The sequence below is a fragment of the Geobacillus sp. Manikaran-105 genome, assembly GCF_002809955.1.
Lineage (GTDB): Bacteria > Bacillota > Bacilli > Bacillales > Anoxybacillaceae > Geobacillus > Geobacillus thermophilus.
In genome coordinates, this window is sequence record NZ_PIJG01000016.1 from 41103 (window position 1) to 52344 (window position 11242).

The 11242-nt window shown below is 54.7% G+C and carries 11 protein-coding genes and 1 pseudogene; 5 read left to right on the forward strand and 7 right to left on the reverse strand.

What is annotated here, in order from left to right:
- Window positions 1-29: 29 nt before the first annotated feature.
- The 3 genes from CV945_RS06820 to CV945_RS06830 form a co-directional block, all read right to left on the reverse strand.
- On the reverse strand, window positions 30-1142 hold the full coding sequence (locus CV945_RS06820) for an ABC transporter ATP-binding protein (RefSeq protein WP_100659426.1): 1113 nt from the start codon (window positions 1140-1142) through the stop codon (window positions 30-32).
- Window positions 1143-1274: 132 nt separating this feature from the next.
- Window positions 1275-2165: a PucR family transcriptional regulator gene (locus tag CV945_RS06825; protein WP_100659427.1), complete on the reverse strand. Its 891-nt coding sequence runs from the start codon at window positions 2163-2165 to the stop codon at window positions 1275-1277.
- An 82-nt stretch (window positions 2166-2247) separates the two neighbouring features.
- Window positions 2248-2436, reverse strand: coding sequence for a hypothetical protein (locus CV945_RS06830; protein WP_033011064.1), 189 nt, complete (start codon window positions 2434-2436; stop codon window positions 2248-2250).
- Between the two features lie 108 nt (window positions 2437-2544).
- Between CV945_RS06830 and CV945_RS06835 the strand changes: the two genes are divergently transcribed.
- Window positions 2545-2946 carry a hypothetical protein gene (locus tag CV945_RS06835; RefSeq protein ID WP_033011066.1) on the forward strand — a complete coding sequence of 134 codons (402 nt, stop codon included), beginning with the start codon at window positions 2545-2547 and terminating at the stop codon, window positions 2944-2946.
- On the opposite strand, the gene CV945_RS06840 is transcribed toward CV945_RS06835, so the two are convergent.
- From CV945_RS06840 to CV945_RS06855, 4 genes are read right to left on the reverse strand one after another with little or no spacing between them, the layout of a single operon-like run.
- Entirely contained in the window at window positions 2906-4072 is a 1167-nt protein-coding gene (locus CV945_RS06840) for a YheC/YheD family endospore coat-associated protein (RefSeq protein WP_100659428.1), read from the reverse strand. The genes CV945_RS06835 and CV945_RS06840 overlap by 41 nt on opposite strands.
- The gene (locus CV945_RS06845) at window positions 4069-5418 is read right to left on the reverse strand and encodes a YheC/YheD family endospore coat-associated protein (protein ID WP_047817844.1); all 1350 of its coding nucleotides are present in this window, start codon (window positions 5416-5418) and stop codon (window positions 4069-4071) included. Before CV945_RS06845 ends, CV945_RS06840 begins: the two co-directional genes overlap by 4 nt.
- Window positions 5415-6482, reverse strand: coding sequence for a YheC/YheD family endospore coat-associated protein (locus CV945_RS06850; RefSeq protein ID WP_100659429.1), 1068 nt, complete (start codon window positions 6480-6482; stop codon window positions 5415-5417). The genes CV945_RS06845 and CV945_RS06850 overlap by 4 nt, the downstream gene beginning before the upstream one ends.
- Window positions 6483-6488: 6 nt before the next feature.
- The gene (locus CV945_RS06855; protein WP_044745063.1) at window positions 6489-7565 is read right to left on the reverse strand and encodes a YheC/YheD family endospore coat-associated protein; all 1077 of its coding nucleotides are present in this window, start codon (window positions 7563-7565) and stop codon (window positions 6489-6491) included.
- Between the two features lie 125 nt (window positions 7566-7690).
- On the opposite strand from CV945_RS06855, the gene CV945_RS06860 reads away from it, so the two are divergent.
- The 4 genes and pseudogenes from CV945_RS06860 to CV945_RS17970 all read left to right on the forward strand — a co-directional run.
- Window positions 7691-8824, forward strand: coding sequence for a DUF445 domain-containing protein (locus tag CV945_RS06860; RefSeq protein ID WP_094239632.1), 1134 nt, complete (start codon window positions 7691-7693; stop codon window positions 8822-8824).
- A 73-nt stretch (window positions 8825-8897) separates the two neighbouring features.
- Complete coding sequence (locus CV945_RS06865) at window positions 8898-9257, forward strand: YlbF/YmcA family competence regulator (protein WP_100659430.1); 360 nt, start codon at window positions 8898-8900, stop codon at window positions 9255-9257.
- A gap of 133 nt (window positions 9258-9390) precedes the next feature.
- On the forward strand, window positions 9391-10254 hold the full coding sequence (locus CV945_RS06870; RefSeq protein WP_100659431.1) for a Cof-type HAD-IIB family hydrolase: 864 nt from the start codon (window positions 9391-9393) through the stop codon (window positions 10252-10254).
- Window positions 10255-10462: 208 nt separating this feature from the next.
- Window positions 10463-11242, forward strand: a pseudogene (locus CV945_RS17970) (IS1634 family transposase); the annotation flags it as partial.

The window sequence follows — 11242 nt, forward strand, 5'->3', positions numbered from 1 at the left end:
TGAGTCTATATACAAACAATGGGGGGAGCTTACTTCTCATCCGCCGCCCGGATGCGCCGCTCCGTCTCGACGTCAAAGAAATGCGCTTTGTTCATATCAAGCGCAAGGTCGATGCGGTGGCCCGGCTTGATTTCCGTGCGGGCGTCGATGCGAGCGACCAATTCTTGGTTGTCGATGCTAAAATAGATCATCGATTCAGCGCCAAGCAGCTCAGCGACTTCAACATGCGCGGTAATTTTTGTCGTTGGCGATGCCTCCAAGAAGAGCGGCTCATCATGAATGTCTTCCGGACGGATGCCCAAAATGACTTCCTTGCCGACGTACCCTTGCTCACGCAACACTTTCATTTTCCCTTCTGGCACGCCGAATGTCGTCTGGCCGACGACAAACTTGCCGTCTTGCAGCGTTCCTCTAATAAAGTTCATCGCTGGCGAGCCGATAAAGCCGCCGACGAAGATGTTTTCCGGTTTCTCATACACTTCGCGCGGCGTTCCGACTTGCTGGATGACGCCGTCTTTCATGACGACGAGGCGGGTGGCCATCGTCATCGCTTCCGTTTGGTCATGGGTGACGTAAATCGTTGTCGTTTCAAGACGCTGATGGAGTTTGGCGATTTCCGAGCGCATTTGCACGCGTAATTTGGCGTCCAAGTTTGAAAGCGGTTCGTCCATTAAAAACACTTTCGCATCGCGGACGATGGCGCGTCCCAATGCTACGCGCTGCCGCTGTCCGCCGGAGAGCGCCTTCGGTTTGCGGTCCAAATATTGCTCGAGCCCAAGAATGCGCGCCGCCTCGCGGACGCGTTTGTCAATTTCCGCTTTCGGGAATTTGCGCAGTTTTAAACCGAACGCCATGTTGTCATAGACGCTCATATGCGGATAAAGGGCGTAGTTTTGGAATACCATGGCAATATCGCGGTCTTTGGGCGGTACATCGTTCACTCGTTTTCCATCGATGTAGAGATCGCCTTTAGAAATTTCCTCCAGGCCTGCAATCATCCGCAATGTTGTCGACTTGCCGCAGCCGGACGGACCGACAAAGACGATGAATTCCTTATCTTGAATATGTAAGTTAAAATCTTTTACAGCCGTGACGTTGTTATCGTAAATCTTATACACATGATCCAACACGAGTTCCGCCATCACGAATCCCCCTGTATTGAAATCGTTTTCTCACACTCATATTATATAGATGAATGTAAATATTCGTAAATGGACAAGGTGCACAAAAAAAAGCCGCCCGTTTTCGGCAACATGACGGGGAAGCGTCCGCTGCTACGCACGGCGTTGGTGCAAAATAGCCAAATAGGCAGCCGCGGCGCCTTTAAACCGCTTGATGTCAATGCCGGTTTGCTCGGCCCATTTGTCGATCCGATATTGCAAGCTATTGCGGTGCATATATAGTTTTTTCGCCGCCATGGAGACGTTTAAATTGCACTCTAAAAATGTTTCCATGGCGCGCACTTCCTCTTCGCCCAGCCCATCGAGAAACGATAAAATTTGCCCTGTCTTGCCGTCGCCCGCTGCGCTTTCAAGGAGTGGAAGCGGAATGACGTCCTCCCATTCGTACACCGTCTGTTTCGGCCAAAAGCGCCGGGCGGCGGCAAAACATTGCTGCTCGAGAAGGAACGACTCGTACAGCTCCCCGTTCACCGGGCGAACGGGGCCGATCAGCAAATGCATCGTCGCATAAAAATCGGCGGCGAGCGCATCCGCCATTTCGGCCAGCAAGAGCGGCTCGGCCGTCCGTTTTTGTTTGGCCTCAATCAGTAGCCCGCGCTTGTCTTCATTCCAAACGATCAGCACCCGCGAGGCAAATAGGTTGTGGATCGTTTCGGCAAATTCCTGTTTGTTGGCGATCGGGCGATTGACGAGAAAATGAATGAACCGGCAGTATGGGGCAGAGAGCATCGCAGGAGCGTCGGGGCGGCCGGTGGCCATCCATTGTTTCCACGCCCGTTCTTCTTCGCTTTCCGGCTCCCGCCGGCGGTTGGCTGGGGTCAATAACAGCGCCAACAGCTGCCGCTCTCGTTCCGTCAACCGCTCTTTGGCGATGCCCACCTCATCGCCCTCGGCGGTGTAAAACCATTCGTACGCCTCGGGATCGGCCGGTTGACCGTTGATGATAATGTCCCCTTTATAAAGTGATTCGAGCTCTTTTAACATCACGGCGCCCCCTTTTCTACCTTTTTTCATTCATTATAACAGAAAGGCCGATTTTCCTGGTGGACAGGAAAATCGGCTCCGTTTACTCGCCGGCGTCGTATGGCGGTTCTTCTTTGACCAGGTCGCGCGCTTCTTCGATGTTGACCTCATCGCCGCGGCCGTGCACGACGCCGCCAGCCATCCCTTCATTAATCATGCGGTCAATATCCATGTAATATTCATCGCGCCCCTCATATAAGGCGTCTTGGCGCCCCGCTTCGTTCCGCTCCATGGTTTCACTCCTTCCTCATCGTTTTTTCCTAGTTTGTCCGAAACAGGCATAGACTATCCGCTTCGCTCATATGGATGAAAGAGGACTGGCAAGAAGGAGGGAAATAGGGTGGTTGCTGTGATCAAACAATTGCTGGAAACGACCGCTGCGGCTGAAGAAAAAGCTCGTCAGTTGGCAGCGCTTGAAGAAGACGGGCAAACATGGGAAACGTATTTCGCCGAGGTTCAGCGACAACGTCAACTTTGGCAGTATGTTCACCATTTGATGACCGGTGCAGGCTGGGGTGAGAGAAAGAAACAGCAAGAAGCGGCCAGCGCTGGCCGCTTCGAGTTGCTGCAAGCGCTGACCGCCGATGAGTGGAAAAAAGCGAAGCTGTGCCGACAAGTAAGTCAGCGTTTAAGCGGAGCCGTCCGGCAGGCGGCAGACGGTGTGCTGCAGCAGGCGCTTCGTTATAGCAAAGAATTTTTTGCTATGGCGCAAGATGAGCTAGTTCGGCAAACAGTCGATTGAGCCGCTGAAGCCGACGTGCTTCAATATCCGGCTCGTCAAAAGCCATCGGTTTGGCGTTTATTTCATAAATGTAAAGCTCCTGCTGTTTTCCGACGCCGATGTCGGCAGAAAATTCGCCGACAAGGCCGAACTGCTCGTTGAGGCGTTCGCCGCTCCAGGCGATGAGGCGCTCGAGCGCCTGTTCATCAATGCGGCTTTGAATTTCCGAATACGGAAGGATCGTTCCGCCGTGAAATACATGGGTTGTCAACGACCGAGGGCCGGCGAGGCGGACGCCGACGCCGGTGATCGTATGGCGATGGCGCTGCCAGTGGGCGAGCACGCGCAAATCGTAACGGCGCCCGTTCCATGTGTCTGTACAGGCGGCTGCTTGAACAATATAACGATGGGATTGGACAAGCGGCTCTAGCTCGTCGAGCGACCTTACCCGTTTTTGGCCGCGGGGGGATTCGCATATGGCTCCCGCCCCAGGCGAGGCGGTGAGACGGAGCAATCCGCTCCCCCTTGCCCCGTCGTCTCGTTTCAAGTAAATACAGCCGTATTGATGGAGCCAAGAGTGAACATCAGCCAACGAACGGACCGGCGCCGTTGGCAGCAGGTGAGGCCAAAGACGGCGGTCCGTCTGCAGCGCGCGGCAAACGTCCGATTTGCGGAAAAAAGAGCGGTTGACGAGCGGGATGCCATGGGAGGCAAGCCGGGCGGCTGCTGTTTGAAACGGCTTGCTCTGTTCTTCTTCCCGGCTTTTGACTCGGTTGTAGACGACGTCCGGCAACGGAGTGGACGATTCGACAAACCGTTCGAGCGCCGGGGCGAATACATAACCGGAGACCATGTTCTCGCCAATGCCGGCCGCGGTGCTGACGATGGCGATGCCGCCATCGGCATGAAGCGAGCGTATGACGGTCTCCACCCATGGTTTCCTTCCGCCAAGCAAAGCCGAAATGGATGATTTGCTCACCAATATGCCGACAAGCGGCCCGACCCGCCCGTTTTGCTCGTTGACCGCAAAGGTAAGATCGGGGAGGGAGGCGGCGGCGGCAAGCTCGCCGCGGCCGAACCGATAGAAGCCGTCCGGCCGCCTGCTCACCCATTCATTGGCGTCGCGCCGGTAACCGATCGTGATCATAGTCCAAACGCCTCTGGATCGATGATGGCCGTTTTGCTTAGATGGACCGCATAGGCAAGCGGCAGCAGCGCCGTCCGCTCATCAGCCTCCTTGAGGCCCGGGTGTTTAAAGATGGAGCGCCCCGGTTTGGAATTGGCTTCAAACATCCAAATGTTCCCCTGCTCATCTACCCCAAAATCAAAACCGATTTCGCCAATTAACGTGTCTGATGTTTCATCGAGGCAACGGCTAAGTGTCAAGGCGGCGTCGCGGAGGCGGGCGAGCACCGTTTCGCGCTTGGCGGTGTTTGGAAAAATTTCTTCCAATGTTTTGACCATGCCGCCGCTGTTCATATGGGTCGTAATGCTTTGCCGCCCGGCTATTTTGGCGGCGACGGCGCTTACTTGCCATTGGCCGTTTTCATTTTTGTTCGTATGGACGCGGAAATCTGTCGGCCGTCCGTTGATGGTGATGAGCGGGACGGCTTGCTGAATGACGTAACGATGAAGCGGGGCGTGGGCGAGCAAATGATGCCATAGCGCCATGGCGGTCGGAAACAGCGTTGTTTTCGTTTCGCCGTGTTCGTCACGAAAGCGGCATTCGTATGCATCCTTTTTTTTCACCAAATGGTAAATGCCGCGCCCGAGGCTGCCATCAGCCGGTTTCACATACGCTCCCGTATACCGGTTGAGAAACTGTTCGATCGTCTGCCGCGTGACATAGGCGGAGGTTTCCGGCAAATATGGCCGTGCGTCGCGATGGACGGCAAGCCGGCGGTACACCTCCCATTTATTGAAAAAGCGCCCGTTGAACACTGGAATGCCATAGGCGGTCTGCAGCGTTTTCGTCACGGTTTGGAACATGTCGTCATTTTCAATGCGCCGGTTCGGCAGGCGGTTGTAAATCACCGTCGGCAACGGAACCGTATGCCGTTCCCAACCGCGTTCCGTGTAAAAATAGCCGTTGACCGTTCCATGCTCCCAGTCGATATGAGGAAGGCCAAACAAGAAGGCGAACCCGCCGACTTGTTTTTCTTGCGCTAACAGTTTGGCGAAGAAAAAACTGCGCCCTCCGACCGGACGATGGGGCGACTTGGTAAATCCAGCGGTGAAAACGCCGACGAGCGGTCCGATATGGACGGCTTCGTCAGTCAAAAACACGTGCACCTTAGCGGCAAACGGGATCAACAGACGCTGGGCGACATCGCCGGCGACGATGATGCTGTCGGACGGTCCGGAAGATGAGATGATCGTGCACGGAGCGAGGAAGCTGCCAAAGGCAACGGCTGTTCGTCCGTCCGCTTTCAGTGAGGAGGGAAGGATAACTGTATTGGACTCGTTGTCATCAATGACCAATGGATAGATCATCGGTTGGCCACCTCGCTCGCCAAAAACCGGCAATACCGAAGCGGCGCTTCGTAAATATCGTTTTGCTGCTCTGGCGGAAGAAGGCTGATGATTTTCCTTCCCGGCTTGGAATTGACGTCCAAAATCCAAACCGCTCCGTTGTCAGCAACGCCGAGATCCAGACCGATTTCAAACAGCGGACCGAGTTCATTGTCCATATAAGCCGGCAACGTACGGATGATCGTGTCAATGCCATCCAGTACTAAGATGCGTTTCGAAGAAGGAAGGTGGTCGAACCAGTCAGCGAACGGGCGCATGTCTGCACCAGCACGGAGATTGGCCACCCACGTTCCAGGGCGTCCGATGCGCACAGCCCGCACCCGTTCAACCCAGCGTCCGGTTTCATCTTTTTGCAGCAGAAAGCGAAGGTCGAACGGTTCTCTTACCTCGGTGGAGAGGGAGAGAAGCGGTTGAAGCGCATAGCCGTCCCGGCGCTGCAAGGAAGCGACGAATTGTTCAAGTTCGTTTCGGCGGGTGATCACGGCCCGCTCTTGGCCGCACCCGTCTTGAACGGACAATGTCTTCCCTTTCTTTTGGATAATATAAATGCCGCGTCCGCCAGAGCCGTGCACCGGTTTGGCGACGATGGCTTGTTCATGGCGAAGGAGATCAAGCACGTGATCGGCGCGCTCAAGACGGACGGTCGGCGGCACATATGCCGACAACAGCGGATGGGCGGAAAGCGTCTCATAGACGCTCCACTTGCCGGGCAGGCCATAGCCTAAAAACGTGACATCCGGGCGTTGCTTCAGCCAATGCATAATCGGTTTCGCTTTTTTGGAACGGTCGTCGTGGCCGTAAAAGCAACGGTCGTACAAAAACGGCGGAATGGGAAAGACGGCATCGGTCCATTCCCCACTTTTGTCATCAAAGACGACACCGCGGACATTTTCCGTTCGCGGGTCGATCGCCAGCGGCGAAAAACGGTATATGGAAATGCCATACTGCTTGGCGCGGCGGGCTACCTCGGTGCAGTACGCGCTTTCCTGTTGCTCATCAAGGGTGACAAAACCGAGTGAAATCAATGTCGTTCACTCCTTTTCTTCCATCAATGTCAGGCAATAATCAATCACGGCTTTCGCGGATGGGCGCACCGTTTGTTGAGAAAACGTCATTTCCGCCTGTTTGGACGGTTTTGTATTCACTTCGATGATCCATGGCCGTCCGTTCCTATCGATCGCCAGATCAATGCCGAGCTCCCCATACAGCCCCTCTGCTTCAACGGCCAAGACGGCCGCCGCTTCAAGCGCAATTTCTTTCAACAACTGTTTTTGTTGAAAGGCGTCTGTTTTCGTATACCATTGGCGCAAAACGGTGCTGATAGGCAGCATCTCCCCGCCGCGGGCGAGATTGGCAACAAACTGCTCGGGAGGGGCCGCGCGGGCGACCGCTGACGTGACGCGCCAATCGTTGTGGCGGATGCGATGGCAAAGAAGGCGAAAATCGACAGGGCGGCCGTCAAGCGTTTGAAGTTCAAGGCCTTGCTGGATGATCATCGGCGTCCGGATTTGTGGCTGCAAGGCAGAAACGGCCGCGGCAACCGAGCGGTATAGCGCCGATGACGAAGAGGTGGAACGGCGGAGACAAATTCCTTCATCGGTGCATTCAATGCGGAAAATCCCCCGCCCTTGGCTTCCGTGCACAGGCTTGAGAAAGACGGACGGGAAGGCGGCGAGAAACGCCTCGAGTGAGTCTTGGCCGTCCCACAGCGCCGTTTTCGGCAAGTACGGATGCAAGTACTCATGCCGCTCCAAATAACGGTGCACCTCCCATTTATGCAAAAAGCGGCGGTTGAACATCGCCCCGTCTTCCTCGTCAAGCCGGGCGAGCAGCTGCTGAAAGGCAGGCGCATATTCAGACTTGCGGGAGTGAAGGCGGTTGTAGACGACGTTCGCCCGCGGCACGTCCCCCTTGATCCATTCGCTGCCGGTTAACCGATATCCGGTGTGCTGCAAATAGAGTGACGGCGATGTGACATAAACAAAAAGGCCGTGCGTTTCTCCATATTTTGCCAATTCCTCACAAAAAAGGTGGATGGAGCCAAAAGAGGCCCGTTCCCGGTCTTCCTTTATTTCAGTCAATACGGCAACGGTTCGTTGGTTGCTCATCGCAGTCCCTCATTTGCGCATTTGTCAGGCAAGTTCTATAATGAACAATTAGGCAAACGTTTATATCGTATCGTATGATGAGAGCCGCTGTTTGGTGACAGCGGCACGGATGAAAGGGGAAGGCGATGGGGACGTTCATTTATTTGTCGTTTATGGTGGCGGTTGGAGCGCTTATCGGCGGGGTGACGAATTTGATCGCCATTGTCATGTTATTCCGCCCGCACGAGCCGATGTACTTGTTTGGGAAACGGCTGCCGTTTACGCCCGGCTTGATTCCAAAACGGAGGCGGGAACTGGCGGAACAGCTTGGGAAAACGGTTGTCGAGCATTTGGTGACGCCGGAAGGGCTCCGGCGCAAGCTCAACGATTCAGCCTTCATGGCGGGGGTGGTCGAGGAAGGACGGAAGTGGCTGAAACGGTGGCTGGCGCGCCGGGAGACGCCGGCGCAGTTGCTTGAGCGCCTCGGCATTCGTTCTCCGGATGAGCGTCTTGAGGCGTTGGCGGCCGGACAAGCCGCGCAGGCGTATGAGCGATGGAGCCAAACGTGGCGCACGCGGCCGATTCGTGATATACTGCCGCTTGAGTTGAAGGAAACGATGGAAGCGCGCATCGAGCAGCTGGCCGGCTACTTGGCCGACCGGGCGCTCGAGTATTTCAGCAGCGTAGAAGGAAAACAACAGCTTTCCGGCATGATCCAACGCTTTTTTCAAGAGCGGGGAATGGTCGGGGGCGTGCTGCAAATGCTGCTTGGCAATGTCAATTTAGTGGATAAAGTGCAGCCGGAAATCGGCAAATTTTTGCGCCATGCCGGCACAAGGGCGGCGATCGCCCGCCTCCTTTGGACAGAATGGAACAAATGGATCGACTATCCGCTGGCAACGGTGGAGGAGATGGTCGGACGAAGACGCATGAGCGAGGCGGTGCAGGCCGCAGCCCGCGGCCTCGTCCGGGGAAGCGGCTGGCTGCACCGCCCGCTCGCCGATCTTCTTGCGCCATATGAACAGGACGTACTCGACCGGTTCGTTCCGCAGGCGGCTGCCGCTGCTGTCCGCCTGCTCGGCGATCAGATGGAGTCGGTTGTGGCGCAGCTTGGATTGGCAGATGTCGTTCGTGATCAAGTCGAATCGTTTTCGCTCCGAAGGCTGGAGGCGATCATTTTGGCCATCGCCCGACGCGAGCTGAAGATGATCACCTATTTAGGCGCTGTGCTTGGTGCAATGATCGGCGCCGTCCAGGGCATGATCGGCCTATGGTTGTAGCAGCGAGTCATATGACCGCCGACTGGCGCATACGCTAGAACGTAAACGATATTGAAGTGGGAGGCTTCTTCTTATGTCCGAATCTCTTCGTGCGCTCGCAAGACAGCTTGAACAGGCGATCCGGGCGAGCGAGCCGTTTCAGCAGCTGAAACAGGCGTACGATCATGTCCGACACGACGACACCGCCTATCGGCTATTTGCTAACTTCCGTGACATTCAGCTTCGGCTGCACGAAAAACAAATGCGTGGAGCCGCTATTTTGCCGGATGAAATTGAACAGGCGCAAAAGGCGATGGCGCTTGCCCAGCAAAATGAGAAACTGGCCCGTCTGATGGCGCTCGAGCAGCGAATGAGCATGACGATCGCGGAAGTGCAACAAATCGCCATGAAGCCGCTTGAAGAGCTGCACCGTTCATTTATGGAAGGAAGGTAGGAAAAACACCCGGTCGGGTGTTCTTTTTTTGTCCGTTTCGTCATAGTCATAAAAATGATAAGGAATGCAAAGCCGCCCCCAGCTTGCTGGCGGCGGCAAGAGAGGTTGAGACGGACAAAAGGGGGAGACAGCCGTGTATAAGCTGTTGGCGCTCAACATTGACGGAACGATTTTAAAAAACAACGGCCGCCTGCCGCGCGAGACGAAGGAGGCGGTCGACTATGTGAAGCGAAAAGGGGTTTATGTGACGTTAATGACCAGCCGCAATTTGCTTTCCGCCCGCAAAGTGGCGAAAGCGCTGCGGCTTGACGGGATGCTCATCGCATTTCAGGGAGCGATGATCGCCAGAACGCTTGATGACAAGCTGTTTGACGCCGTGATCCCTGAGGAGCGGACGTTTAATATTGTGCAAATTTTGGAAAATTTCAACTGCAACATCCGCCTCATGCATGAGCGGTATTCGCTCGGCAATCGGAAGAAAGTGAAGAAAAACCTTGTCGTGCAAACGGTTCTCTCCTCAAGCGACCCGTTTTTCTATCCGACCCAATTTGTCGATTCACTTGGCGATGTGCTGATCGACGAACCGATCGCTGTGCCGAAAATTGATGTATATTTTGCTACAGACGAAGAGAGGGATGCAGCGGCCGCTTTATTGACGAAATCGATTCCGTCCATTGATATGATTATGCAGCCAAACGGAAAAATGGAAATTGTCCCGCAAGGAGTGTCTAAACTAGCCGGGCTGCGCCGGCTGGCTCAACATATCGGCGTGTCGTTGAAAGAAACGGTTGTCATTGGCGACGGCCTTGACGATTTGCCGGCGATTGAAGCGGCTGGGCTCGGCGTCGCCATGGGGAACGCGCCGCTTGAGGTGAAGCGGGCGGCCGACTGGGTGACGCGTTCGAACGAACAGCTCGGCGTCGCCTACATGGTGAAAGAACATTTCCGCAAACAGCAACGGATCGAGTTTTTGCAAAAACTCAAAACGAAACAGTAAGCAGCTTGAACGGGGAGCGAACCGTGAGCGGACAACTGGCGTTTGCCGTTTTCACGAAAATCATAAAAATGAGGCCGGAGCGAATGCCCGGCTTTGTTCATTTTATATCTCACATTTCGCACCCTTCCGACGAAAATCGGGAGGATTTTTTCATTCCGATGTCGAATGAATCCTTGACACACAAGGAATGTAAAGGAGTTTTTCTCTCATGAATGTGAAAGTCAAAGGGGTCTATCGTAATGATTATTTGAATATAATAAGTGTTCTAGTCAAAAAACTGGACATCCCCCACTTGATTGACCATCTTGTACCCGTCGATCCACAGTGCCAAACACGAGTCAGCGATGCCGTTCAGGCCATCCTTTACAATCTATTTGACGGCCGGCAAGCCCTGGTTCACTTAGAACGATGGGCTCAGGAGATCGATCTAGGAGGCTGGTGATTTAGTACAAAATGCTGCTAGTTCCAGATATTTCTCAATTAGAAAAACCTTGCGAAATCAGCCTTCTTTTTTGGCGAAATGCCGCTGATTTGCTCGTGACAACCGTTTTTCACCGGCCTTCTAGAGAAACTCATCCGTCCCGGTCTCCAACCTTCCTGGTTGAACGACGATGCCTTGGCTCGTCATCTCGATCGCCTGTATGAGGCTGGCATTCACAACGTCATCAGCACTTGCTTGATTCACATTTATCGCAAAGAAGGCCTTTCCCTCCGAGCCTTTCACGCCGATACGACGGACAAGACGGTTTACGGCGCGTATGAATCGGCCTCATTAGAGGCTTTGCAGATCACACATGGCTATAACCGCCATCATCGTTGGCAAAAACAGATCGGCTTCGGACTGGTCGGCAACGAGGACGGCATCCCGTTTTACGGCGATGTGCACGACGGCAACCTGCCCGATAAAACATGGAATCCCGAGGTGCTGTCTCGTGTCCATGAACAGCTGAAGCAGGCCAAAATCGAAGACGAATGGATTTACGTGGCC